The organism is Kitasatospora sp. NPDC058243 (assembly GCF_042882025.1).
In the GTDB taxonomy this organism is placed as follows: domain Bacteria; phylum Actinomycetota; class Actinomycetes; order Streptomycetales; family Streptomycetaceae; genus Kitasatospora.
In genome coordinates, this window is sequence record NZ_JBHVWW010000054.1 from 1 (window position 1) to 25,095 (window position 25,095).

The 25,095-nt window shown below is 73.3% G+C and carries 21 protein-coding genes; 8 read left to right on the forward strand and 13 right to left on the reverse strand.

All coding sequences use genetic code 11. The features are described 5' to 3' along the window. The 4 genes from ACFVX9_RS28365 to ACFVX9_RS28380 all read right to left on the reverse strand — a co-directional run. A partial coding sequence (locus ACFVX9_RS28365; RefSeq protein ID WP_387984206.1) for a hypothetical protein occupies positions 1 to 220 on the reverse strand: 220 nt, incomplete at its 3' end. Between the two features lie 441 nt (positions 221 to 661). Continuing rightward, a complete protein-coding gene (locus ACFVX9_RS28370) occupies positions 662 to 1,270 on the reverse strand; it encodes an anthrone oxygenase family protein (protein ID WP_363378824.1) in 609 nt (202 codons plus the stop codon). A gap of 182 nt (positions 1,271 to 1,452) precedes the next feature. Beyond that, on the reverse strand, positions 1,453 to 2,112 hold the full coding sequence (locus ACFVX9_RS28375; protein WP_387984208.1) for a hemerythrin domain-containing protein: 660 nt from the start codon (positions 2,110 to 2,112) through the stop codon (positions 1,453 to 1,455). Between the two features lie 84 nt (positions 2,113 to 2,196). Further along, the gene (locus ACFVX9_RS28380) at positions 2,197 to 3,039 is read right to left on the reverse strand and encodes an NmrA family transcriptional regulator (protein WP_387984210.1); all 843 of its coding nucleotides are present in this window, start codon (positions 3,037 to 3,039) and stop codon (positions 2,197 to 2,199) included. 545 nt (positions 3,040 to 3,584) lie between these two features. Between ACFVX9_RS28380 and ACFVX9_RS28385 the strand changes: the two genes are divergently transcribed. Next, positions 3,585 to 4,361 carry a hypothetical protein gene (locus ACFVX9_RS28385; protein WP_380373748.1) on the forward strand — a complete coding sequence of 259 codons (777 nt, stop codon included), beginning with the start codon at positions 3,585 to 3,587 and terminating at the stop codon, positions 4,359 to 4,361. Between the two features lie 217 nt (positions 4,362 to 4,578). Further along, positions 4,579 to 6,114: an MFS transporter gene (locus ACFVX9_RS28390; protein ID WP_387984212.1), complete on the forward strand. Its 1,536-nt coding sequence runs from the start codon at positions 4,579 to 4,581 to the stop codon at positions 6,112 to 6,114. A gap of 266 nt (positions 6,115 to 6,380) precedes the next feature. Here ACFVX9_RS28390 and ACFVX9_RS28395 read toward each other — a convergent pair whose 3' ends face one another. From ACFVX9_RS28395 to ACFVX9_RS28425, 7 genes are all read right to left on the reverse strand, one after another. After that, positions 6,381 to 7,925, reverse strand: coding sequence for an alpha/beta fold hydrolase (locus tag ACFVX9_RS28395; protein WP_387984214.1), 1,545 nt, complete (start codon positions 7,923 to 7,925; stop codon positions 6,381 to 6,383). A 165-nt stretch (positions 7,926 to 8,090) separates the two neighbouring features. Further along, positions 8,091 to 8,825: a ribonuclease H gene (locus ACFVX9_RS28400; RefSeq protein WP_387984216.1), complete on the reverse strand. Its 735-nt coding sequence runs from the start codon at positions 8,823 to 8,825 to the stop codon at positions 8,091 to 8,093. A 42-nt stretch (positions 8,826 to 8,867) separates the two neighbouring features. After that, entirely contained in the window at positions 8,868 to 11,093 is a 2,226-nt protein-coding gene (locus ACFVX9_RS28405) for a trehalase family glycosidase (protein ID WP_387984218.1), read from the reverse strand. Beyond that, the gene (locus tag ACFVX9_RS28410; protein ID WP_387984220.1) at positions 11,090 to 13,210 is read right to left on the reverse strand and encodes a beta-galactosidase; all 2,121 of its coding nucleotides are present in this window, start codon (positions 13,208 to 13,210) and stop codon (positions 11,090 to 11,092) included. Before ACFVX9_RS28410 ends, ACFVX9_RS28405 begins: the two co-directional genes overlap by 4 nt. Before the next feature lie 8 nt (positions 13,211 to 13,218). After that, positions 13,219 to 14,109 (reverse strand): carbohydrate ABC transporter permease, encoded by an 891-nt coding sequence (locus tag ACFVX9_RS28415; protein ID WP_380373730.1) that lies wholly within the window; start codon positions 14,107 to 14,109, stop codon positions 13,219 to 13,221. Next, on the reverse strand, positions 14,106 to 15,038 hold the full coding sequence (locus ACFVX9_RS28420) for a sugar ABC transporter permease (RefSeq protein WP_363376447.1): 933 nt from the start codon (positions 15,036 to 15,038) through the stop codon (positions 14,106 to 14,108). Before ACFVX9_RS28420 ends, ACFVX9_RS28415 begins: the two co-directional genes overlap by 4 nt. Positions 15,039 to 15,049: 11 nt before the next feature. Next, positions 15,050 to 16,456, reverse strand: coding sequence for an ABC transporter substrate-binding protein (locus ACFVX9_RS28425; protein ID WP_387984222.1), 1,407 nt, complete (start codon positions 16,454 to 16,456; stop codon positions 15,050 to 15,052). Between the two features lie 96 nt (positions 16,457 to 16,552). Here ACFVX9_RS28425 and gcvPA point away from each other — a divergent pair, with 96 nt between their 5' ends. The 5 genes from gcvPA to ACFVX9_RS28450 all read left to right on the forward strand — a co-directional run bounded on the left by gcvPA (position 16,553) and on the right by ACFVX9_RS28450 (position 22,235). Next, on the forward strand, positions 16,553 to 17,911 hold the full coding sequence (gcvPA, locus tag ACFVX9_RS28430) for an aminomethyl-transferring glycine dehydrogenase subunit GcvPA (protein WP_380373724.1): 1,359 nt from the start codon (positions 16,553 to 16,555) through the stop codon (positions 17,909 to 17,911). Beyond that, positions 17,908 to 19,506: an aminomethyl-transferring glycine dehydrogenase subunit GcvPB gene (gcvPB, locus tag ACFVX9_RS28435; protein ID WP_380373721.1), complete on the forward strand. Its 1,599-nt coding sequence runs from the start codon at positions 17,908 to 17,910 to the stop codon at positions 19,504 to 19,506. The genes gcvPA and gcvPB overlap by 4 nt, the downstream gene beginning before the upstream one ends. An 83-nt stretch (positions 19,507 to 19,589) precedes the next feature. After that, a complete protein-coding gene (locus ACFVX9_RS28440) occupies positions 19,590 to 20,738 on the forward strand; it encodes an ATP-NAD kinase family protein (RefSeq protein WP_387984224.1) in 1,149 nt (382 codons plus the stop codon). 47 nt (positions 20,739 to 20,785) lie between these two features. Continuing rightward, positions 20,786 to 21,532, forward strand: coding sequence for an SDR family NAD(P)-dependent oxidoreductase (locus tag ACFVX9_RS28445; protein ID WP_387984225.1), 747 nt, complete (start codon positions 20,786 to 20,788; stop codon positions 21,530 to 21,532). Between the two features lie 49 nt (positions 21,533 to 21,581). Next, the gene (locus ACFVX9_RS28450) at positions 21,582 to 22,235 is read left to right on the forward strand and encodes a GntR family transcriptional regulator (RefSeq protein ID WP_387984227.1); all 654 of its coding nucleotides are present in this window, start codon (positions 21,582 to 21,584) and stop codon (positions 22,233 to 22,235) included. Between the two features lie 25 nt (positions 22,236 to 22,260). Here ACFVX9_RS28450 and ACFVX9_RS28455 read toward each other — a convergent pair whose 3' ends face one another. Continuing rightward, on the reverse strand, positions 22,261 to 22,998 hold the full coding sequence (locus tag ACFVX9_RS28455) for an MgtC/SapB family protein (RefSeq protein WP_387984228.1): 738 nt from the start codon (positions 22,996 to 22,998) through the stop codon (positions 22,261 to 22,263). Between the two features lie 113 nt (positions 22,999 to 23,111). Continuing rightward, positions 23,112 to 23,771, reverse strand: a complete 660-nt coding sequence (locus ACFVX9_RS28460) for a ScbR family autoregulator-binding transcription factor (RefSeq protein WP_363376432.1) — start codon at positions 23,769 to 23,771, stop codon at positions 23,112 to 23,114. Positions 23,772 to 23,885: 114 nt separating this feature from the next. Here ACFVX9_RS28460 and ACFVX9_RS28465 point away from each other — a divergent pair, with 114 nt between their 5' ends. Beyond that, positions 23,886 to 24,845 (forward strand): ScbA/BarX family gamma-butyrolactone biosynthesis protein, encoded by a 960-nt coding sequence (locus ACFVX9_RS28465; protein ID WP_380484988.1) that lies wholly within the window; start codon positions 23,886 to 23,888, stop codon positions 24,843 to 24,845. Positions 24,846 to 25,095: the final 250 nt, after the last annotated feature.

The window sequence follows — 25,095 nt, forward strand, 5'->3', positions numbered from 1 at the left end:
CTCCCGGCCTGCGCGGGGGGTTGCGCCGCAGCGGGGCCAGTTCGCGGGCCAGCGTCCGCACGTCCACGGCTATCCGCGCCGCGAGTTCGCCCGGCCCCGCGTCGCCCGGCAGGCGCCGGGACCAGGAACGCGCCTTGGCCGGACCGTCCTGGACCATGTCGAAGTTCAGTCGCACCGCCCCGGCCACGTCCGCCAGGGTCACCAGGATCCGGGTGTCCACGAGGTCGATCGTGACCTCGTTCCCGATGCACGAGCACGCCACCAGACCCTCGATGTCCTCCTCCGCCAGATATCTGGCCAGGGGAACCGCTCTCCCCCGGATCAGGTACGGACGTACCACCGCCACCACAGACCCCGCCCCCTCTCCAGCTCACCGGACACGCCGACCACCGTACGGCCCGGCAGCGGCGCAAGCGCGCCGCAACGACCGGGCCCGCCCATGCTCCACCCATAGCCCCCGGATCGCCAAGTCCAGGACGCCCCAGGCGACTTGACCGACAGCACTGGCCCGGCGCACCGGCGCACGCCCCGGCGCACTCGGGCGCCCCACCACCAGGCCCGCCACCGGGCCTACCGCACCCGAAACGCACGAAGGCCCGCCCGCACGAGGCGGACGGGCATCCCCGCGGCCGCGCAGCCCTGCGGCGCGCGGCCGGGCCGCTCAGCGGCCCAGGCGGCTGAACCGGCCGTGCAGGACCAGCGAGCGGCTCAGGGCCGCCAGGCCTGCCGTGCAGAGCAGCGTGCGGAGCATGTTGGCAGCGACCCAGCTGCCCTCGAACTTGGCGCGCACGCCCGCGAAGTCGTGGATCTGGGACGGGTCTCCGGCCGCCGCCAGCTCGTTGTTGAGCGGGATGTTGACGCCCATCGTGACCATCAGCGCCACCACGTAAAGCACCGTCGCCCCGGCCGCCCACAGCGCCGCCTGGCGCCGGCCGGCCTTGTGCTGGAGCCAGGCCGCCACGCCGGTGGCGGCGAAGGCGCCGACGAAGACCAGGCCGAACATCCCGTTCTCGATCGACGAGTTGATGTGCTGCATCGCCGTCACGTACGTCCGGTCGTCCCCGGCCGCGAGGCCGGGCATCACGGACACGTCGAAGGCGAAGAACAGGCCCGCCATCAGGCCCATCGCGATGGTGGCGCCCGCCAGGACGGGCCCGGCGGCGCGACCCTGCCCGGCGGTTCCGCCGTGCGGTGAACTCCCCGGCCGCACACCGCCGATGGCCGACGGGACGGCGTACGACACCGGTGCCGACCTCTGATCCGAACGCATCACAGGACCCCTTTTCACTCTCCCGGCCCCGCAGGGCGCGGTGCCGACGAACAGCGGAACGAACGACACCACCCACCGTGCGGTGCCACCCGCAACGGAACCGCGACAACCGGAACCCCACTACGCGCCAGGGCACTTGCGGCACCGGAGGGTGCCGGGAGGAGTTGGGAAGGGGCCGACGGTCACAGAACCGGGTTCAGGGTGCGCCGGTACCGGCGCTCCAGCACCGTACGGCCGATCAGCCGCACCGGGCCCGGGATGGTGGCCGACACGGCCCGCACGGACGCCGCGTCCGCGCCGTCGAACATCCACGGCTGCAGGTACGTCATGACCTGCCCCGGCGCGCTCTGGATGATCCGCCGCTCCACCCGCAGGTACTCGTCCACCGGCAGGCCCGCGAGAGCCGGGAACACCACCGGCTCCTCGTGGCCCAGGTGCTCGCGGATCAGGTTCTCGAACCCCGCCGCGGCCTCGGGCAGTTCGGCGATCCGGCGGGCGGAGAGCACCTCCGCCACCCGGCGCATCGTCCGGTCGAGCGCTTCGTGGTCCTGCTCCAGGATGCCGCCGCCGTCGAAGCCGGCCAGCCGCTCGCGCAGGAAGGGCCAGAGGATCTCGTCCTCGCTGTGGTGGTGCCAGTCGATGACGGCCCGCAGTCGGCCGAACCAGTCCGCCAGGGCCGCCGCGGGGCCCCAGCCGCCCGCGGACGAACCCCGGGCGGCGGCCGCACTCAGCCGCGCGGCGTCCCGGCGCATCGCCACGTGCATCAGCCCGAAACCCCGGATGTGCCCGGGCAGCGCGCCCACGCCCTGCTCACTCGACCAGACCTGCTTGCCGTCCGACATGGCCAAACCTCCACTGTTATGTCCGGATACACGACCAACGCCCGCCCGGTGGCGGCCTGTTCGGGCCGCCACCGGCGAGCCGGATCACACGTTCCACACGCCCGAGGCGGCGGCCTCGCGGGCGAAGTCGGCGAAGTCGCGCGGCTCACGCCCCAACGCCCGCCGCACCCCGTCCCCCAACGAAGCGTTACGACCGTCCAGGATCACCGAGAACAACTCCGCGAAGTCCCCCGGCAGCCCCGCCTCCTCCAACACCCCCCGGTACACCGCCTCCGACACCGCCTCGAACCGCACCTCACGACCCGTCGCCCGCGACAACTCCACCGCCACCTCCGCGAACGACAGCAACCGCGGCCCCGTCAACTCGTACACCTCCCCCGCATGCCCCGCCCGCGTCAACGCCGCCACCGCCACCTCCGCGATGTCCTCCGCATCCACGAACGGCTCCACCGCACCCCCCACCGGCAACGCCAACTCCCCCGCCAGCACCGGATCCAGGAAGAAACTCTCACTGAAGTTCTGGTTGAACCACGCGCACCGCACCACCGTCCACGCGGCCCCCGACTCCATCACCGCCTTCTCCCCCGCCTCCGCCGCCTCCTCACCACGCCCCGACAGCAGCACCAGCCGCCCCACACCACACCGCGCCGCCAACCGCGCGAACGCCCCCACCGCCTCCACCGCCCCCGGAAACGCCAGATCCGGGTAGTACGTCAGATACGCCGCACTCACCCCCTCCAGCGCCGCCTCCCACGTCCCCTCGTCGTGCCAGTCGAACGCCACCGCCCCCGACCGCGACCCCACCCGCACCCCGTACCCCAACCCCGCCAACCGCTCCGCCACCCGCCGACCGGTCTTACCCGTCCCACCCACCACCAGCACCACACCAGCACCGACCGGAAGATCCACAACACCCTGACGAGTCATCACAAGCACCTCATTCGGAGAGACGGAGGAAACTGACGGAACCGACCCCCCGAAGGCGCCGGCGGCGCCCGGGAGGTCCGACGCGATCCGCGGGCCCCTACCGCTCTGCGAGCCCGGTCGGTTCGTCGTCATGGCACCATTCAAATCCACCCCGAGTCGGCGAACCATAGCCACCGCACTCACATCCATGCGCGAGCGTCTACGCCGCCCACCAGCGGCTGTCCGCCCGGGCCGGGCCGCCACGGGGGTGCGGCCCGGCTCCTCCACCACCCCACCACAACACACCGCACCCCCGCCGGAAAGCCCTTTCCAGCACCTCTCGACCCCGGCTCCACCACCCCCGGAAATCGACTTCGCATGGGCTCCGGAAAGGGGCGGGAAGAAAATCACCGATGGTGCGGAAATGCGGGTGGAATTGCGGCGGAACACCGGGGCGGCGACGGCGGCGGGCCCCGGGGGCGCGTCCGGACCGGGTGCAGGCGCCCGCGCCCCGCCCCGGCAGCGGTAGTCTCGCGGCTGCTGTCGACCTGTGGGAGGGCATGTTCATGGCCAAGCTGATAGTCCTGCTCGCCGCGATCTCGGTGGTCTTCTCGATGATCGCGTTCAACGGTGGAAACGCCCCGATCGGCGTGCTGTTCGCCGTCGTGGCGGCGTCCCCGATCCTCTTCATCGCCTACGCCGTGGCGACCAGGAAGCGCGCCGCCACCGGCGCCGCACGGCAGTTGACACCCGGCCAGCGCAAGGGACGGACGATCGCCGCACGGGTGGTCGCGCTGGCGATGGTCGGAGTCCTCGGGTACGGCGTCTACTGGGTGATCTTCGAGCCGAAGGCGAGCGACAAGGCACTCAGCCGGCTCTCCGACCTCGACGCCGGCTGCGCGTCGAACATCGCGCGCAAGTACTTCCCCAAGACCGCCGAGCACACCGGCGCCGGGCCGCACCCGGTCGCGATGTTCACCCTCAGCGAGTCCGGCTCCTCGCACCCCGCCTCCCCCACCGCCGGCTCGCCGGACTACTGGAGCGCGACCCGCCTGGACCCGTACCGCGTCCAGCTGATCGCCTGCCTGGACTCACCCGACGAGGGCGAGTTCCTCACCGACTGCAAGTTCACCTCGGACACCCTCAAGCTCTACCGCGGCAAGTACGAGGTGACCGTGTACGAGGCCAGGACGGGGAAGAAGGTCGGCACCGAGCATCTGCTGGGCAGCGCCAAACCCAGCTGCCCCAGCATGGTCTACCTGAAGAAGGACGTCTCCAAGCTGCACACCGAGCCCGAGTTCGCGGACTACCAGCAGGTACTGCGCAAGTACGTCGAGCAGTAGCCCGGACGCCTTCCACAGCCGGGTCCGCCCGTCGCCGCCGCCCGTCACCCGTCACCCGTCAGGAGGAACGCCTCCCCGGGCGGCGCCTCCGCCCTCGGGGGATGATGACGGAGGGAGCATCGAAGCTCACCGAGCGTAGCGAAGAGGGCGCCCGCGTTCGATCCTGCGGAAAGCGGGCAGACGGGGCGTCTCGATACGGCGAGCGAAGGAGCCCCGCATGGCCGATCCGGCGAAGTCATCCGCGCGGAACCCGCACGGCGGTACGGCCCCCGGGGCCGAAGCCGGGTCCGGGTCCGGGTCCGCCGGAACCGGGGTCATCGAGACCAACGTGCCGGCCCGGCTGGACCGGCTGCCGTGGTCCCGCTGGCACTGGCGGATCGTGATCGGCCTGGGCACCGTCTGGATCCTGGACGGCCTTGAGGTGACGATCGTCGGCAACATGGCGGCCAGGCTCGCGCAGCCCGGCAGCGGCATCGCCATCTCGACGACGCAGGTGACGACGATCGCGGCCGCCGTGTACGTGGCGGGCGCCTGCGCCGGCGCGCTGTTCTTCGGCTGGCTGACCGACCGGCTCGGGCGCAAGAAGCTGTTCATGGTGACGCTCGCCGTCTACCTGGCGGCGACCGCCGTGACCTCGCTGTCCTGGACGGCCTGGTTCTTCTTCCTCTGCCGCTTCTTCACCGGGTTCGGCATCGGCGGCGAGTACGCGGCGATCAACTCGGCGATCGACGAGCTGATCCCGGCCCGGGTGCGCGGCCGGGTCGACCTGATCATCAACGGCAGCTTCTGGATCGGCGCCGCGCTCGGCGCCTTCGCCTCCGTCGCGCTGCTGAACACCGCGCTGTTCGCCACCGACGTGGGCTGGCGGCTCGCCTTCGGGATCGGTGTCGTGCTGGGCCTGGTGATCCTGCTGGTCCGCCGGCACGTCCCGGAGAGCCCGCGCTGGCTGTTCACCCACGGGCGGGCGCCGGAGGCCGAGGAGGTGGTGGCCGAGGCCGAGCGGGTCGTGGAGCGGGAGACCGGCCGACCACTGCCGGCCGTCACCGACCGGCCGATCCTGATCCGCGAGCGCGGCCCGCTCGGCTTCGTCACGATCGCCCGCACCGTGATCCGCCGCTACCCGCGCCGCACGGTGCTCGGCCTCTCGCTCTTCATCGGGCAGGCGTTCCTGTACAACGCCGTGACCTTCGGCTACGCCGTCATCCTGACCCTCTACTTCGACGTGCCGGAGGGCGACACCGGCTACTACTTCGCGGTCATCGCGGTCGGCAACTTCCTCGGCCCGCTGCTGCTGGGCCACCTCTTCGACTCGGTCGGGCGGGTGCCGATGATCGCCGGCACGTACATCGGCTCCGGCGTGCTGCTGTTCGGCACCGCCGCACTGTTCCAGCAGGGCGCGCTGAGCGCGGCCGGCATGACGGCCTGCTGGACGGCCGTGCTGTTCCTGGCCTCGGCGGGGGCGAGTGCGGCCTACCTGACGGTCAGCGAGATCTTCCCGCTGGAGACCAGGGCGATGTGCATCGCCTTCTTCTACGCCGTCGGCACGGCGGTCGGCGGCATCAGCGGCCCGCTGCTCTTCAACGGCCTGGTGAGCAGCGGGAAGGTCTCCGACACCACGCTCGCGTTCTGCATCGGGGCGGCGCTGATGACGGCCGCCGGGCTGGTCGAGGCCGCGATCGGCGTGCGGGCGGAACGGCGCAGCCTGGAGGACCTGGCGGCCCCGCTGAGCGCCGTCGAAGCGGCGGATCGCTAGGACTTCCGCGACGCCCGGCCGGGGTCGTCGCGGCGGTCTCCTCGGCGGACACCGCCGGCCCGGCTCGCCCCGGGCGACGGGCCGATCGGCGCCCTGCGGCACTGGGCCCGGCAGTTCTACCCGCCGGACCACCAGGAACGCCTGTCCGTGCCGGCCGCCCGCACGGTCCGGGCCGAGAGCGGCGCCCGCAGCGGGGTCGCCCAGCCCTGAGCGGAGGTACGGACGTACGGCCGGGGCCCGGGTCGGGGCCCCGGCCGTACGTCTGCTCAGCTCGGGAGCCGGCCGCCGAGCAGGAAGGCGGTGAACGGCGCGAGCACCCGGGGGTCGGTGAAGTCCACACCGTGCGCGGTCGTGTCGAAGGTGACCATCGCCGCCCGGTGCCCGAAGGCGCGCCGGGTCTGCCGGGCGCCGTTGTAGGTGGTGTCGGGGTCGTACCGGTTCTGCAGCATCAGGATGTTGCGCGGGCCGTCCGGGTCGGCCCGGACCGGCGGTTCCTTCGGGCCGTAGTGCCAGAAGGCGCACGGCCAGACGTTGCCGCTCATGCCGTTGGTGAGCGGGTAGCGGGCCCGGTCGGCGGCGGTGCGGGCGGCGTAGGCGGCCGGGTCGCGAGGCCAGGCCGAGTCGCCGCAGATCACCGCGAACTGGGCCGCGAGGAAGTTGTCGGGGATGACCTGCGGCAGCGGGTTGCCGCCCGAACCGCCGGTGCCCGCGCCCGCCGGCATCGGAGCCGTAACCGGGGCCTGGGCCTGGGCCTGGGCCGGAGTCGTGTCGCGCTCCTCGGCCAGTTGCAGGACCCGCGCACCGAGGGGGTAGTAGCTCGGCTTGACCAGCGAGGCGTAGACGACGCTGCGCAGGCCGCCGCCGGTGAGCAGCCGGCCGCCCGACAGCGGCAGCGGGTCGCGGTCGACCTCGCCGGCCAGCCGCAGGTAGCTCGCCCGGACCGCCTCGGGGGTGGCGCCGAGGTGCAGGGTGGCGTCCTGGGCGGCGACGAAGCGGGCCAGGGCCGGGAAGGAGTCGTCGAAGCCTTCGCTGAACAGCCTGAACCCCTGCTCCAGCCCGCCCGGCGGCACCGTGCTGTCCAGCACCACGCGGTCGGTGTGCGAGGGGAAGAGGGTGGCGTAGACCTGGCCGAGGTAGGTGCCGTACGAGCTGCCCAGGTAGGAGATCCGGGGCAGGCTCAGGGCGGCCCGGATCCGGTCCAGGTCGCGGGCCGAGTTGGCCGTGGTCACGTCGGCCAGGTAGCCGCCGCTCGCCGCCGCGCAGCCGTCGGCCACCCGCCGGGCCTGGTCGAGGTTGGCGGTGATCGAGCCGTCGGGGCCGGGAAAGGGGTAGTTGAGCTGGGCGTCCCGGTCGGCGGCGGACAGGTCGCAGTGGACCGGGGTGCTGTTGCCCACCCCCCGCTCGTCGAAGCCGATCAGGTCGTAGGAGCGCAGGACGTCCGCCGGCAGCAGCTTCGCCATCTCGCCCGGGTAGTCGAGTCCGGAGCCGCCCGGCCCGCCCGGCACCACGGCGAGGGTGCCGCGCCGGTGGGCGGGGTCGGCGGTGCGCAGCCGGGAGACGGTGAGGGTGATCGTGCCGGCGTCCGGGTCCTGGTAGTTCCGTGGCACCCGCAGGGTCGCGCACTGCTGGCGCGGGTCGCGGGGGAACGGCACGCCGTTGGCGTTCGGGGTCGGCGCGGGGCAGGGCCCCCAGGAGAGCTGGGCCGCCGGGGCCGCGACGGCGGTCGGTGCGAGTGGTGCGGCGAGCAGGAGGGCGGCGGTGAGCAGCGCGCCGCCGGCGCGGGCCGTGGTGCGGCCGGTAGGTCGGGTCATGCGTCCGACGCTAGGACTGCTGAGGTGTCGTCAGCCTCGGCGCGGGGGTGGAGAATTCGCCGGAGTGCTTCTCCACCCGGCTCCACCCGGCTCCACCCGGCTCCACCTCGGGGGTGAGTGCGACCAGGGCGGGCCGGTGTCGGCCCGCCCGGCGTCGGACCGGACCTACGCGTGGGCTCCTGCGCACTCCGGGTGTCCCCAGCTGCTGCCCACCTTGGTGATGGTGTCGCCCTTGGCGTAGGAGCGGGTGCAGGGGCAGGTGCCGGGGAAGCGGGCGGCCAGGGTCCGCGAACCGCCCGAGGAGCGCTTCTTCGCCGCGGACGAGCCGGCCGACGGGCCGGCCGACGAACCCGCCGACGAGGAGACCGACGAGGAGGCCGGGCGGGCGGCCCGCGCCGGGGTGGTCCGGGCCGGGTCCGGCTCCGGGAGGTCGGCGGCGGTTCCGCCCGCGGCCTGCTGCTGGCGGGCGGCGTCGCTGGCGGCCTTGTCGGCGATGGCGTTCAGCGGGTCGCCGTTCACCTGGTGGGCGGGGACGTACACGAAGGTGACGTCCCGCCCGGTCAGCAGCTCGTCGATGTGCTGGATCAGCTCGCGGTTGGCGACGGGCTTGCCGGCGGCGGTCTTCCAGCCGTTGCGCTTCCAGCCGACCAGCCACTTGGTCACCGCGTCGCGGGTGTACGTGCTGTCGAGCCGGACCTCCAGCGGGACGGCCGGGTCCGTCGACGCCAGCAGCTGCTCCAGCGCCGTCAGCTCGCCCACGTTGTTGGTGCTGTGCCCGAGCGGACCGGCCTGCCAGCGCTGGGGCACCCCGGCGGCGTCCGCCACCACGTAGGCCCAGGCCGCCGGACCGGGGTTGCCCTTGGCTGCTCCGTCACACGCTGCAATGACTCGTTCGACCATGCCCCGATCATGCCAGGACGGGGCAGCTCCGGGCCAAATCGGTCAGGCGCGGAGCAGCAGCAGGAGCAGGGCGGCGGACCAGCTGAAGTTGGTCGAGTTCCGCCCCTCCCCCGTCAGCGGGTCGTAGTTCTCCCGCAGCGGACCGTCGCCGCCGAGCCCGGCGGCCGTGGTCAGGAGTCGGTCCGTCGCCCGGCGGGCGTCCTGGTTCCAGCCGTACCGGCGCAGGCCTTCGATGGCGAAGTAGGTCTGGTCGATCCAGGCCAGCCCGCGCCAGTACCCGGCGGGGTCGAAGGAGGGCGAGCTGCGGGCGACGGTCGGGAACGGCAGCGCGGTGCCGAACTCGGCCGGGTCGAGCAGGAGCCTGCGGACCGCGCGGGCCTGGGCGGGTGAGGCGGTGCCGGACCAGAGCGGGATGGCGCCCTCGATGCCGCGCCCGCGCGCGGTGAGGCGGGCGCCGGTGGCCAGGTCGGTGTCGTGGAACCAGCCCGTGGCGGGGTCGAACATGGTGTCGCGCACGGCCCGGTCGATCGCCTCGGCCCGTCCGCGCAGCCGCTGGGCGGCAGTGCGGTCGCCGAGTTCGGCGGCGATGGCGGCCAGGGCCCGGTGGTCGGCGGCCAGGTAGGCGTTGAGGTCGACGGAGCGCTGGGTGAGCGACCAGCCCAGCAGGGCGCCCTGCGCGCTGCGGTTGGCGACGACGGCGGCGCCGAGGGCGGCGTCGAAGCGCGGCGCGTTGTCCATGCCGGACTCCCAGGCCGCCGCCGCCAGGCAGTCCGCCGGGGCGGCGTTGCCCGGGTCGACGGTGGCGCCGTACTCGCACAGGCCTTCGCCGTCGTGGTCCCGGGTGCGGTACCACCAGTCCTGGTAGGCGGTCAGTTTGGGCAGCAGCTCGCGCAGGAACGCCCGGTCGCCGCCGCGTCGGTACACCTCCCAGACGGCCCAGGAGGCCAGCGGGGGCTTGGAGTTGCGCTCGTTCCAGTTGCCGCCGCCGGTGCTCGGGTCGTTGTAGAAGACGCAGTCCGGGATCATCCCGGCGTCCTGCGGGCGGTCGGCGGAGTCGGGGCGGATCTGGTGGTCGAACATCGCCCGGATCTGGTCGGCGGCCAGGTCGGGGGCGAAGACGGCGGTGCCGGCGGCCTGCTTCCAGGTGTCCCAGGCCCAGACCCCGCTGAACCACTTGTACGAGAGCGTGGGCGTGACGGCGTCGTGCCGGATCCGCCCGGCCGGGCTGCGCCAGTTGGTGACCAGGGTCTGCACGCACTTGACGGCCGTCCGGCGGCGCGCGGCGGGGACGCCCTCGGTCGCCCGGGCGACGTACCCGGCCCAGCGGGCGGCGCCCGCCGCGGCGACCCGGTCGGGGGCGCGCAGCGCGGCGTCCGCCTCGGCGACGGCGCGGGCGTGCTCGGCGTCGGTGAAGGTGTAGCTCTCGGCCCAGTCCAGGGTGCGGGCCGCGCCCGGGGCCAGCCGGACGGCCCCGGCCAGTTCGGTGCGGTGGCCGTCGCCGCTGACGGTGGTGCGCACCGGCGCCGCGTGGCGGACTTCGAAGCGCTCGGTGCCGTCGGTGAGGTAGTCCCAGGTCTGCCGTACCCGGGCGAACCGGACGGCGATGCCGCGCTCGGCGGCGACCAGGGCGGGGGCGTCGTGCTGGGGGCCGGCGGCCGGGCGCAGCAGTGCCCCGGTCCAGGCGACCTGGAGGTTCCGCTCGGCCGGGCCGCCGTTGGCCAGCCGGGCCCTGACCAGGGCGGTGCGGTTGCCGGCGAAGCGCAGTTCCAGGGTGAGCGCCAGGCGGCCGCCGAGGTCGTAGGACTGGCGCAGCAATCCGGGCAGCGAGGTGAGCCGGGGGGCGCCGCCGGCGGCGAGGTCCAGGACCTTTCCCTGCTCGGTCAGTTGGAGGCGGTTGAGGCCGTCGCTGAGCCACCACGGGTATTCCTGGGCGAGGTGGAGCGGGCCGGTGAAGCCGCCGAGCGGGTCCTGCGGGCGCGGCAGGGCGTAGGCGTGCCAGGCGCCGAGGTCGGCGAAGACGTTGATCGGGTTGTTGCCGGTGGCGTCGCCGGGGTAGGCCTGCGCGGGGGTGCCGTGCAGGTCGAGGACGTCGGCGTAGCGGTCGGAGAGAGCGGACGGGTCAGCCAGGTCGGACAGGTCCGGCAGGTCGGACGGGGCGGCCTGCCGGTCGTCGGCGTGGGCGGTCGGCGCGACGCCGCCGACCACGGCGAGGGCGGTGCCGGTGGCGGCGGTGGCGGCCAGGAGTCGGCGGCGGGACAACGGCGTCATGTGCGCTCCTCGGCGGGCGTGGACGGGGGCGTGGACTGAGACGGAGGTGGGGAGGCCGGGTCGGGGCCGGCCGCGGGGACGCGGACGACGGCGGCGCCGAGCGGCGCGAGGGTGAGGCCCCGGCCGGTGTCGGCCCCGGTGAGCAGGTCGGTGCCGGGCCGGTCCAGCGCCACCCGGCATGCGGCGGGGCCGTGGTTGAGCAGGAACAGGTAGTCGGTGCCGTCGGCGGCGCGGCGGCGGGTGGCCTCGACGCCGGCCGGCAGGCCGGGCAGTTCGGCGCCCACCTCGGCTTCGGCGAGCGGCAGGTCGAGCACCCGGCCGACGTCCGCGCCGAGGTGGCAGCCGAGGTACCAGGCGCTGCCGGTGCCGTGGCGGTGCCGGGTGACGGCGGGCAGGCCGGCCAGCTCGCCGGACGCGTAGCGGGCGACGGTCTCGGCGCCCTCGGTGTCGATCCATTCGCTCCAGTGCTCGGCCCGCAGCTCCGGCCCGCCGTCGTCGAGCCGGACGGTGGTGGCGGCGCCGTCGGGGATCGGCCAGTGCTCGTCCACGACGAGGCCGAACAGCGGCCGCAGCGGCCCGGGGTGGCCGCCGGGGTGGAGGTGGTCGTGCCGGTCGCTGATGCCGCTGAACGGGCCGCAGACCAGGTGGCCGCCCGCCTGGACGAAGGCGGTGAGCCGGTCGGCGGTGGCGGTGTCGAGCAGGTACAGGTTGGGGGCGAGCAGCAGCCGGTAGCCGTCGAGGTAGCCAGTGGGCGGGACGAAGTCGACGGTCACGCCGCGGTCGTGGAGGGCCGCGTACCAGGGCCGGAGCAGGTCGAGCCAGCGCATCCGCGCGGAGGGGTGGTCGTCGAGCTCCAGTGCCCACCAGCTGTCCCAGTCGAGCAGGACGGCCGCCCGCCCGCGGATCCGGCTGCCCGCGATCTCGCCGAGCCGGCGCAGCTCGGCCCCGAACCGGACGGTCTCCCGCCAGCCGCGCGAGGAGGTGCCGCGGTGCGGGAGCATCGCGCTGTGGAACTTCTCGGCCCCGGCGACGGAGGCGCGCCACTGGAAGTGCAGCACGCCGTCCGCGCCCCGGGCCAGCGCCTGGAGCGACCAGAGCCGGTACAGGCCGGGTCGTTTGGGCAGGTTGACGGGCCGCCAGCTTACGGCCGAGGGGGCCTGTTCCATCAGCAGCCACGGCTTGCCGCCCTTGAGGGAGCGCATCAGGTCGTAGTTCATGGCCGCGTTGACGTGTGTGCGGGGGTCGGCCGGGTCGGGGTAGGCGTCGTCGGAGACGAGGTCCTCGTGGCGGCTCCACTCCCAGTAGTCCAGCGACTTGAGCATCGACATGAAGTTGGTGGTGACGGGCACGCCCGGTGAGACCTCGTCGAGGACGGCCTTCTCGGTGCGGTGGAGGGCCAGCAGCGCGTCGGAGCAGAACCGGCGCCAGTCCAGCAGCTGGGTCGGGTTGACCGGCCCCGGCGCGGCGCGCGGCGGTTCGATCTCGTCGAACGAGCCGTAGCGCTGCGACCAGAACGCCGTTCCCCAGGAGCGGTTGAGTTCGTCGACGTCGCCGTGCCGCTCGCGCAGCCAGCGCCGGAAGTCGGTGGCGGACGCGGGGCAGAAGCACTCCTGGACGTGGTCGCCGTACTCGTTGTGGATGTGCCACAGGGCGAGTGCGGGGTGGTCGTGGTAGCGCTCGGCGAGGGCCCGGGTGAGCCGGGCGGCGGCGGCCCGGTAGACGGCGGAGGAGGGGCAGTAGTGCTGGCGCGAGCCGAACTCCAGCCGGACGCCGTCGGCGGTGACGGGCAGCAGCTCGGGGTGGGCGCGGACCAGCCAGGCAGGCGGCGAGGCGGTGGCGGTGGCCAGGTCGACGGCGATTCCGTGGCCGTGGACGAGGTCGAGGAGGCGGTCCAGCCAGCCGAAGTCCCAGCTCTCGGCGGCGGGTTGGAGCCGGGCCCAGGAGAAGACCCCGACGGTGACCAGGTTGACGCCGGCCTCGGCCATCAGCTTCACGTCCTCGGCCCACACCTCCTCGGACCACTGCTCGGGGTTCCAGTCCCCGCCGTAGAGGAGGCCGGGGACGCGGGTGAGTGCGCCTGCGCGGGAAGGGATGCGGGAGGTCATGCGGGGGGTCATGCGGGGGGTCATCCTTTCAGCGCTCCGCCGAGCAGGCCGGCCACGAACTGCCGCTGGAAGACCAGGAAGAGCAGCACCAGCGGGAGGGTGGCCAGCAGGGAGCCGAGCATGAGGCCGGAGTAGTCGACGTGGGTCAGCCCGGTCAGCGTGTTGAGCGCCACCGGCACGGTGTACTTGTCCTCGGTGTTGAGCATCAGCAGCGGCCAGATGAAGCTGTTCCACTGGCCCATGAAGGTGAAGATCACGAGCGCGCCCAACTGAGGCCGCACGCACGGCAGGACGACCTGGTAGAAGGTGCGCAGTTCGCCGGAGCCGTCGATGCGCGCCGACTCCAGGAGTTCGTCGGGGAAGTCCAGGAAGCCCTGGCGCATCAGCAGGATGCCGAACGAGTTGGCCAGGAAGGGCAGGATGACCGCCTGGTAGCTGTCGATCCAGCCGACGCTGGCCATCATCTGGAACAGCGGGACGAGCAGCACCTGGAGCGGGATCATCATGGTCGCGAGCACCAGCCCGAGCAGCAGCCCGCGGCCCCGGAACCGGTACTTGGCCAGCCCGTAGCCGCACATGGCCGACAGCAGGGAGCTCAGCGCGGTGTAGACGACGGCGACGCCGAGGCTGTTGAGCAGCACCCGGCCGAAGCCGATGCTCTGCTGGAGGTGCGCCAGGTTGCGCAGCAGTTCCCCGCCGGGCAGGAACGGCGGCGGGGAGTGGAAGAGTTCGGAGCTGCTGTGGGTGCTGGCGATCAGCATCCAGGCGAACGGCACCAGGCTGACGACGGCGCCGAGGGCGAGCACGGCCAGGACGGCGCCGCGGCCGAGCCGGGCGGTCAGCGGGCGGGCCGCCGGTGGGCGGACGGCCGCCGGCCGGGCGGGCCGGGGGCGGGCGGAGGTGGTGCTCATCGGCGGCGTTCCCTTCCGTAGAACCGGAACTGGAGGAGGGAGACGGCCGCGATGACCAGCACCACGACCCAGGCGATCGCGGCCGCGTACCCGAAGTCGAGCTGCTGGAAGCCGACCTTGTACAGGTAGACCACCGGGGTGAGGGTCGCGTCGCCGGGGCCGCCGCGCGTCAGCACGTAGTTCTCGTCGAAGAGTTGGAGCGTGCCGATGGTGGAGGTGATGACGCAGAACAGCACCACCGGCCGCAGCTGCGGCAGGATCACGCTGGTGTAGGTGCGCAGCGTGCCCGCGCCGTCGAGGGCGGCGGCCTCGTACTGGTCCCGGCCGATGGCGTGCAGGCCGGCGAGCAGGATGACGGCGTTGTAGCCGGTCCAGCGCCAGGTGACCGAGCCGATCAGGGAGATCCGGGCCCAGGTGGGCGAGTTGAGCCAGTCGACGGGTCCGGCGCCCAGGGCGTGCAGGAGTTGGTTGGCCAGGCCGCCGTCGGTGCGCAGCAGCACCTGGAAGACGACGGCGTAGGCGACCAGCGTGGTGACGGCGGGCAGGAAGAAGACGGCCCGCCAGCCGGCCCGGAAGCGCAGCCAGGACTGGTTCAGCAGGACGGCCAGCACCAGCGCCAGCCCGATCATCACGGGCACCTGGACGGCCAGGATCATCCCGGTGTTGACCAGGGAGTGCAGGAAGGCCGGGTCGTCCAGCATGCGCCGGTACTGGTCCAGGCCGACCCAGACGGTGGCGCCGTCCCGGCGGGCGGTGAAGCTCTGGTAGAGGCTGGCGCCGAGCGGATAGGCGAAGAAGAGGATGAAGAGCACGGCCGTGGGCCCGGCGAAGAGCCAGGCCGCGGAGCGTGGCAGCCGTCGTCGCCGGGTGGGCGTGGTGCGCGCGGGTGCGGCGGCCATCCGGGGGGCGGGGGCCTGGAGACTGGTCATGGCGCGTGTCCCTACGGGGCCGGCTGGCGACTGGTCGCGGTGGCGATCTGGCGGGCGGCGGAGCGCAGCACGGTGCCGGGGTCGGCTCCGTTGTGCAGCACCTGGTTGACGGCGGTGTTGACGATGTCGCCGGCCTTGGAGTCGTCGGCGGTGGTCTCGACGGTGGGGATGGACCGGGCGAGGTCGGCGAAGAGCCGCATGGCGGGCTGGTTCGCGTAGTACGGGTCCGGCTGCTGGAAGTACGGGTCGTCCAGGGCCGGGAGGTAGGCGGGGAAGAGGCCTTCGTGCTCCATCATCGAGGCCTGGTTGGCCCGGTCGGCGAGCAGGAAGGAGAGGAATTCCCAGGCGAGTTCGGGGTTCTTGCTCTGTGCGGTGACGGAGAGGGTGGAGCCGCCGCTGTTGGAGGTGCGGCAGCCGCCGGGGTCGAACGCAGGCAGGGGGACGACGCCGAACCTGCCGTTCAGGTCGGCCATGTCGCCGGTGAGGGTGCCGTCCCACCAGGCGGCGGTGGGGGTGGTGGCGGCCTTGCCGTCGTGGGTGCCGGAGACCAGGCCGTCCCAGCCGTTCTCGAAGTCGACCAGGCCCCGGTCGACGAGTTGCTTCATCAGGGTGAGCGCCCGTTCGGCGGCGGGTGAGGCGACGGCGACCTTGCCGTCGACGAACCAGCCTTGGCCCTGCTGTTGGAGCAGCAGGGCGAACATGCTGTCCTGCTTGGCGTCCAGGATGAGCAGTTTCTTGCCGGTGCGGTCCTTGAGGGTGGTGCCGGCGGCGAGGTAGTCGTCCCAGGTGGTGAGGGTGGCGGGGTCGATTCCGGCCTGCTGGAAGTGGTCGCGGCGGTAGAAGAGGGCGCACGGGCCGCTGTCCCAGGGCAGGGCGAGGACGCGGCCGCCCGCGTCGGTGACGGTGCGCCAGACGGACGGCGCGAAGTCCTTCGCGAGGCCGCCGGCCCGGCTGGTCAGGTCCACCAGCGCGTGGGGGAAGTTGCCGATGTAGGTGGGCATTCGGTGGCCCTCGACGGTCAGTACGTCGGGGAGTCCGCTGCCGGCTCCGAGTCCGACGGTGATCTTGTCGTAGGCGTTGTCGTAGCCGATGTCGACGACGTCGACGGTGGTGCCGGGGTGGGCCTGTTCGAAGGCCTTGCCGAGCCGTTGCATGGCCTTGGCGGCGACGTCCCAGGACCAGATGGTGATCTTCCCGGCGGCCTTGCCGCCCGAACTCGCGTCCAGCCGTTTGGCGTCGGGGGCGCCGGCGCCGCCGGTGGCGCAGCCCGTCGCCCCGGACAGCAGCAGCGCGCCGCCCGCGAGCCCGGCGCCGAGGACCCGGCGCCGGGTGGGGCCCGGTCCGGATCCGGCCCGGTTGCCCGCCGGAGCGTCAAGGTGTCTGTGCCGGGTGCCGGTTGAGTTCTTTCCTCCCGACATCTTGCCTCCTGAAGAGTGAATGCCGAATGCTGTATACAGAACTCAGCACACACAGTGCCGTCAAGGCTTGTGACCGAAATCGCGGAAGGTGCCAGGATGACCGCACGCGCCCCCCGGACCCACCCGTACATCCCCAACGCCGCCCCCGACGTGAAGAAGGCCATGCTGGCGGCGATCGGCGCGCACAGCGTCGAGGAGTTCTACGCCGACATCCCCGCCGAGCTCCGCCTGGACCGCCCGCTGCGACTGCCCGAGCCACTCGACTCCGAGGCGCAACTGGTCGCCCACATGGAGGAGTTGCTCGCCCGCAACACCGCCGTCCCGCCCGGCCGCAGCTTCCTCGGCGCCGGCTGCTACCGCCACCACGTGCCCGCCGTGGTCGACGAGGTCGTCAACCGCAGCGAGTTCCTCACCGCCTACGCCGGCGAGCCGTACGAGGACCACGGCCGCTTCCAGGCCCTGTGGGAGTACCAGTCGCTGATGGCCGAACTACTGGCCGTCGACGTCGTCAACGTGCCGACCTACGACGGCTTCCAGGCCGCCGCCACCGCACTGCGGATGGCCGGCCGGGCCACCGGGCGCCGCCGCCTCCTCCTGGTCGGCGACCTCGACCCGGACAAGCTCTCCCGGATCCGCGACTACGTGCGCGGCGTCCACGACCTCGTGCTCGTCCCGGCCGAGCCCGGGGCCGTCCGCGCCGCCCTCGCCGCCGGCGACACCGCCGCCGTCTTCGCCGAACTGACCGACCACTGCGGCCGCATCGACCCCGAACTGCCGCAGTACGTCGAACTCGCCCACCAGGCAGGCGCGCTGGCCGTCGTCGGCGCCAACCCGCTGAGCCTCGGCGTGCTCGCCCCGCCCGCCTCCTTCGGCGCCGACCTCACCTGCGGCGACCTCCAGCCGCTCGGCATCCACCCCAGCTTCGGCGGCGGCAACGCGGGCTTCATCGCCAGCGCCGACGACGAACGCCTGGTGGCCGAGTACCCGAGCCGCCTCTTCGGCCTCACCCCCACCGACGTGCCGGGCGAGTACGGCTTCGGCGACGTCGCCTACGAGCGGACCTCCTTCGCCGTGCGCGAGGAGGGCAAGGAGTGGGTCGGCACCGCCGCCGCCCTGCACGGCATCGCCGCCGGGGTCTACCTCTCGCTGATGGGGCCGCACGGCATGCGCGAGATCGGCGAGACCATCCTCGCCAACACCGCCTACGCCCGCCGGCGCCTCGCCCAGGCCCCCGGCGTGGAACTCGCCGACCCCGAGGCCGTCCACTTCGCCGACTTCACCCTCCGCTACACCGGCGGGCGCACCGCCGCCGAGGTCGCCGCCGCACTGCTCGCCCGCGGCCTGCACGCCGGCACCCCGGCCGGGGAACACGAGGGCCGCTACTGCGTCACCGAGCTCCACACCCAGGCCGACATCGACCGCCTCGCCACCGCCCTTGAGGAGATCGTCAAGTGACGGACCGTCAGACCAGCGGCGGGACCGACCCGCGGATCGCCCCCAAGCCCGCCCTGCGCCGCTTCCACCAGGCCCGCTGGGACGAGAAACTGATCTTCGAACTGGGCGCGCCCGGCGAACGCGGCATCCTGCCACCGACCCCCGGCCCCGGCGTCACCGCCGCCGTCGGCAGCCCCGCCGACCGCCTGCCCGCCGCGCTGCGCCGCGCCACCCCGGCCGCGCTGCCCGAACTCGGCCAGCAGCAGGTGCTCCGCCACTACCTGCGGCTCTCCCAGGAGAACCTCGGCGCCGACCTCAACGTCGACGTCGGCCAGGGCACCTGCACCATGAAGTACAGCCCCAAGGTCAACGACGCCTTCGTCCGCGACCCGCGCATCGCCGCCCTGCACCCGGCCCAGGACTCCTCGACCGTCCAAGGGGTGCTCGAACTCGTCCACCGGCTGGAGCAGTTGCTCAAAGAGGTCTCCGGCATGGACCGGGTCTCACTGCAACCCGGCGCCGGCTCCGCCGCGATCTGGACCAACGTCTCCGTCATCCGCGCCCACTTCGCCGCCCGCGGCGAGCTGGAACAGCGCGACGAGGTCATCACCACCGCCTTCTCGCACCCCTCCAACGCCGCCTGCGCCAAGACCGCCGGCTTCAAGGTGATCACCCTGCACCCGGACGCGGACGGCTACCCCGACATCGAGGCGCTGCGCGCCGCCGTCGGCCCGCGCACCGCCGCGCTGCTCATCACCAACCCCGAGGACACCGGGATCTACAACCCCCGGATCGCCGAGTTCGTCCGCATCGTGCACGCGGCCGGCGGCCTGTGCGCCTACGACCAGGCCAACGCCAACGGCGTCCTCGGCATCACCCGGGCCCGCGAGGCCGGCTTCGACCTGTGCCACTTCAACCTGCACAAGACCTTCTCCACCCCGCACGCCTGCGGCGGCCCCGCCGCCGGCGCCTGCGGCGTCACCGCCGAGCTCGCGCCCCACCTGCCCAGCCCCACCGTCGAGTTCGACGGCGAGCGGTACATCCTGGACCACGACCGGCCGGAGTCCATCGGCAAGATCCGCCCCTACCTGGGCGTCGTCCCGAACCTGGTCCGCGCCTACGCCTGGATCATGTCGATGGGCGCCGCGGGGCTGCGCGAGGTGGCCGAGACCGCCGTGCTCAACAACAACTACCTGATGCACCAGGTCCAGCGGATCCGCGGCGTCTCCGTGCCCTACGCCAAGGGGCGGCCGCGCGTCGAGCAGGTCCGCTACAGCTGGCAGCAGCTCAACGAGGACACCGGCCTGCACAGCGAGGACCTCGGGTACCGCGCCGCCGACTTCGGCACCCACTACTGGACCAGCCACCACCCGTACGTCGTCCCCGAGCCGATGACGCTGGAGCCGACCGAGTCCTACTCCCGCGCCGACCTCGACGAGTACGCCGCGATCCTCGCCGAGGTCGCCCGCGAGGCCTACGAGGACCCGGAGACCGTCCGTACGGCCCCGCACAACTCCACCGTGCACCGCATCCGGCACGAACCGCTGGACGACCCGGCGGTCTGGGCCGTCAGCTGGCGCGCCTACCGCCGCAAGGTCCTCGGCGAGCAGCCGTGACGACGGGCCCCGGGGCCGGTCGCCCAACTTCCGCCGCCCGCCCGGCAGGTGGGAACCCGACGACCGGCCCCACCGTCGGGCTCGTGGTCAACCCGGTCGCCGGACTCGGCGGCCGGGTCGGCCTCAAGGGCAGCGACGGCGCCGAGGTCCAGCAGCGGGCCCGCGCCCTCGGCGCCCGGCCAGCCGCGAGCTCCCGTACAGAACTGATGCTCCGTCAGTTCAGCTTGCTCGCACCGCACTCGACCTTGCTCACGGTGGCCGGGCCGATGGGTGCGGACGCGGCGCGGGCGGCCGGCCTCGACGCGACGGTGGTCCACCGGCCCGGCGGCCCGGGCACCACGGCGGCGGACACCCGCGCGGCCGTCCGCGCCCTCGTCGCGGCCGGCGCCGGCCTGCTGCTGTTCTGCGGCGGCGACGGCACGGCCCGCGACGTCCTCGACGCGCTCGGCACGCTCGACGCACTCGGCCCGCTCGGCACGCTCGGTCCGGAGCCAGGACCGCCCGTCCTCGGCATCCCGGCCGGCGTCAAGATGCACTCCGCCGTCTTCGCCGTCCACCCCCGCGCCGCCGCCGAGGTGGCCGCGGCCTGGGCGAACGGCGGCGTCCGGCTGGCGTCCGCCGAGGTCGTGGACCGCGACGAGGCGGCGCTACGCGAGGGCCGGGTGTCCGCCCGCCTGCACGGGTGGCTGACCGTCCCGGTCCTGCCCTCCCGGGTCCAGCAGCGCAAGACCGGCAGTTCCGCCACCGACCCCGAGGCGCTGGGCGGCATCGCCGCCGAGGTCGCCGAACGCGTCGGCCCCGGCGGGCTGCTCGCCCTCGGCCCGGGCGGCACGACGCACGCCGTCGCCACGGCGCTCGGCGCGGCGGACGCCTGCCTGACCGGCGTCGACGTGCTCCGCCTCCAACCGGGCGGCGCCGCCCGGGTCGTGATCCGCGACGCCCGGGCCGACCAACTGCTGGCCCTGCCCGCCGCCCCGTGGATCGCGCTCTCGCCGATCGGCGGCCAGGGCTTCCTGCTCGGCCGCGGCAACCAGCAGTTCACCCCCGAACTGCTGCGCGCCGCCGGCCGCGAGCGGCTGCTCGTCCTCGCCACCGAGGCGAAGCTCGCCGCGCTCGCGGGCCGCCCGCTGCTGCTGGACACCGGCGACCCGGAGCTGGACGATGCCCTGTCCGGGCACGTCCGGGTGATCACCGGCCGCCACGCCAGCGCCGTCTACCGCCTGACCGCCTGAGACCCGCCCCCTGAGACACCCTGAGACCCCCTGAAGAGGAGCCCCCAGTGATCGACCTCCACGGCAAGCGCGCCCTCGTCACCGGCGCCGCCTCCGGCATCGGCCGGGCCACCGCCGCGCTGCTGGCCGAACTCGGCGCGGCCGTCGTCCTCGCCGACCTCGACGCCGACCGCGGCGAGCAGGCCGCCAAGGAGACCGGCGGCACCTTCGTCCGCTGCGACGTCTCCCAACGCGCCGACTGCGAACGGGCCGTGCGCACCGCCGTCGACCTGCACGGCGGCGTCGACGTGCTGTTCAACAACGCCGGGATCATCCGCCGGTCCACCGTCTGCGACATCACCGACGACGACTGGGACCAGGTGATGGCCGTCAACGTCCGCTCCATCATGCTGCTCAGCGGGCTGGTCGTGCCGCTGATGGCTGCGAACGGCGGCGGCAGCATCATCAACACCGGCTCCGGCTGGGGCATCCGGGGCGGCGGCCGGGCCGTCTCCTACTGCGCGTCCAAGGGCGCCGTCGTCAACATGACCCGGGCCATGGCCATCGACCACGGCCCCGACAACATCCGCGTCAACTGCGTGTGCCCCGGCGACACCAACACCGGTATGCTCGCCGAGGAGGCCCGCCAGCTCGGCGAGAGCCCGGACGCCTTCTACGCCGACGCCGCCGACCGACCGCTCGGCCGCATCGGCCAGCCTCGGGACATCGCCCAGACGGTCGCCTTCCTCGCCAGTGACGCCTCCACGTTCGTCAGCGGCGCGATCATCGCCGTGGACGGCGCCGGGACCGCCTGACCAGTCGCCCGGCCGGTACGCTACGGACCGAGGAAGAAGGGAAAGCCCGATGGCGATCGAGCGGCGTCCGCTGCGCGAACAGGTGAAGGACGAACTCCTGGAGCGGCTGGGCCACGGCCGGTTCACCCCCGGCGAGTCGATCAACGAAGTCCACCTCGCGGAGGAACTGGGCGTCAGCCGCACCCCGTTGCGCGAGGCGCTGATCAGTCTGGAGCGCGAAGGCATCATCACCAGCGAGCGCGGCAAGGGCTTTCGCTTCGCACCCACCGGCCGACAGGAGTTCCTCGACCTCACGGCCATCCTGATCGCCCTGGAGTCGCTGGCGCTGCGGACCTCCGACCGCGCGCACCTCTCGGCCATCGCGCCCCGGCTGCTGGCGGAGGCCCGCGCCTTCTCCGCGCCCCAGGCCCCGCACGGCACCATAGAGCGCTACGACGACGCCTGGCACGCGCTGTTGCTCTCCGGCTGCTCCAACGCCCGGCTGCGCGAGCTGATCGACTCGCTCAAACTCACCCTCCACCGCTACGAGCGGGTGGTCGTCGGCGATCACGAGATCCTCGAACGGGCCGCCGAGGAACACGAGCGGATCGCCCAGTGCCTCCTCGACGGCGACATGGAACAGGCCGTCGCCGCCCTGGAGGCGAACTGGACCAGCGGCATGGAACGGATCATGGAGCGCCTGCCGGCCCTCGGCGCCCGCTGACGCGCTCTCCCCCGCGGCCGGGACGTCACTCCTCGTCGGACCGGCCGCGGACGCAGGTCAGCACTCCGGCCACGGCCGCGATCTGCGCGGTGAGCCCGCCGGCGTCGCCCTGCCCCTGCACCGACAGGGCGACCTCGACGGGCTTCTCGGAGGCCTCGCCGGGGAGTTCCCCGTCCGTGCCGGACAGCGTGCGCAGCTCGAAGACGGCGAATCCGGCCCGGGTGCACTGGTCCAGCACGTCCCGCAGCACCCCCCTGCCCGGACGGTAGACGATGCGGTACGAGACCGCGGGCCGGTGCAGCGCGGGCAGGCGGTTGAGCAACGGCCTGATCGCGTAGGACGCGAGGAAGTACGCCGCGACGGTCAGCGCCGCGAGCAGCGGCAGGCCCGCGGCCGCGGCGGAGCCCACCGCCGCGGTGAGCCAGATGGTGGCCGCCGTCGTCAGCCCCTGCACCCAGCCCCGGTGCACGAAGATCACCCCGGCGCCGATGAAGCCCAGCCCCGACACGATCTGCGCGGCCATCCGCGACGGGTCCAGCTCGACGGTGCCCGCGCGCATCACGTCGGCGAAACCGTACTTGCTCACCAGGGTGAACAGCGCCGCGCCGCTGCCCACCGTCGTGTACGTCCGCAGGCCCGCGGACTTCTGGCGGATCTGCCGCTCGACCCCGATCAGGCCGGAGAGCAGGAAGGCGAACAGGAACTCCAGTACCTGGACCGACCCCTGACCGGACGGCCCGGCCGCCCATTGAACCGCTGCCATAGCCCTGACGCCTCTTCTCCGCCGCACCGCCGGCCCCGGACGTGGTGATTCATGCTAGGGCCCGGTGCGCAGCGGCGCGGCCTCCTCCCGGAAGGCGGGGGGTCGATTCCGCGTCAATTCCCGCCGGTTCCCCACCCGTCGGCGCGCGCGGACGGCCTGGGCCGGACCGAGGCGAGCAGGGCGGCCGGGTCGGGGTTCTTCTGGAGCCCCGGCAGCAGCAGTTCCCACAGGTCGCACAGGCGCTCCTCGATGGTGCGCCGTCCGTCGATCGCGTCGGAGACGGTGTGCAGCCCGAAGAAGGCGCAGATCACGCCGTGGGCCGTGGTCGACGGGTCGACCCGGGCGGCGAGCTCGCCCTCGCTGCCCGCCCGTTCGAGCAGGACCCGGACGGTGTCGATCCACCCCACGAACGGCACCGGGAGGTCGGCGTCGATGGCCGCGCGCTCGGACCAGAGCCGGGCGCCGGCCCTGACCACGACGTCGTCGCGGAAGGCCCGCGCCACCGCGAAGCTCAGCCGGACGAGTTGCTCCAGCGCCGGCACCGGCGTGCGGGTGTGGCGCGCGACGAGCTCCGGCCAGGTGGCGAAGTGCGCTTCGATCACGGCGCGGGCCAGGTTCTCCTTGCTGGTGTAGTGGAAGTAGATGGCCCCGCTCGTCCTGCCGGAGGCCGCGCTGATGTCGCTGATGCTGGTGCCCGCGTACCCGCGTTCGTCGAACAATCGCGCAGCTGATTCGAGGACTGACCTCCGTGTCGTCTCCGCCCGATTCTGCACGCGCCTCTGCCTTTTCAAGATCACCCCGGCTTTTCGCACGCACTGTAGTGATCCGCGGGCCGGAGCGCCAACTGACGACATGCGAAACCAAGGAGATTGATATTTTCTGTAAATATGAAGATGCTGGATTTCCTCCCCTCCTCGGCGGCCCGGCATCCTGCCCGACCGCTCAGCTGGTCCCGCACGGTCCCCCGCGAACTGGTCCACCGCGCCGCCGTGGCGGAGGTGCTGCTGACCGACGTCCGGGCCCGAGGCGGCGACCGCTTCGAGGCGGCGGCCCAGTGGCCCCGCTCCCACCCCACCTTCCCGCGCGGACGCGGAGAGCGGCACGACCCGCTGATCGCCGTGGAGACCGCCCGCCAGCTGGGCATCTACCTGCCGCTGCGCCACTACGGCGTGCCGGCCGACACGCACCTGCTGATCACCGACGTGTCCTGCCGGGTCGACCCGGCGGCCGAGCCGCGCGGCGACGGCCCGGCGGCGGTCCTCTGCCGGGCCCAGGTGCACGGCCTGCGGACCTCGGCCGAAAACCACCGGCCCACCGGCATGCGGCTGCGGGTCGACTGCTCCGCGCGGGGAGTGGTGTTCGCCCGGATCGAGGGCGGCACGCGCTTCGTCGAACGGCCCGCCTACCCGGCCCTGCGCGGCACCGCGCTGGCCGGGGATCCCGCGGACTCCGGCCCGCCCCCCGACCCCCCGTCACCGGCGGAGGTCGGCGTCGCCCTGCCCTCCGACGTGCTGGTGACGCGCGCGGGCGGCGGTTCGCGGGCGAGTGACGGTTCGCGGGCGGACGACGCGCTCCTGATCTGCCCGGCCGACCCGGCACACCCGTTCTTCTTCGACCACTCGTCCGACCACATGCCCGGCATGGTGCTGCTGGAGGCGGCCCGGCAGGCCGCGGCGCTGCGCAGCGCGGGGCGGCTGTCGCACCCCGTCGACTACCGCATGAAGGCCGTGCGGTTCACCGAGTTCGCCCCCCTCCCGGAAGTCGACATCACCGAGTACGAGCATTTGTGCGTTTTTCATATTCGTCAGAACGGTCATATCACCGCCGCGGGGTCGTTGGGCTATTGAAGTAAAGACCCGGCAAATCTAGGGCCGCCAAGTTTGACCGCGAAACATATCGATCGTAACGTTGCGATCGTTATGTTCCGGATCGTTTTCTCCGATCCGGACGCCGAGGCGCGTCGTTCCGCCGCACTCCAGATTCCGGCCCCGGACAGGTCGGCAAGCGGCCACGGCCCCGGGGGGGGGGGGGGGCCCCCCCTCCCCACCCACCCCCCCCCGAACCCCCCCCAAACAACCCCCCCCCCCGGGGGTAGGT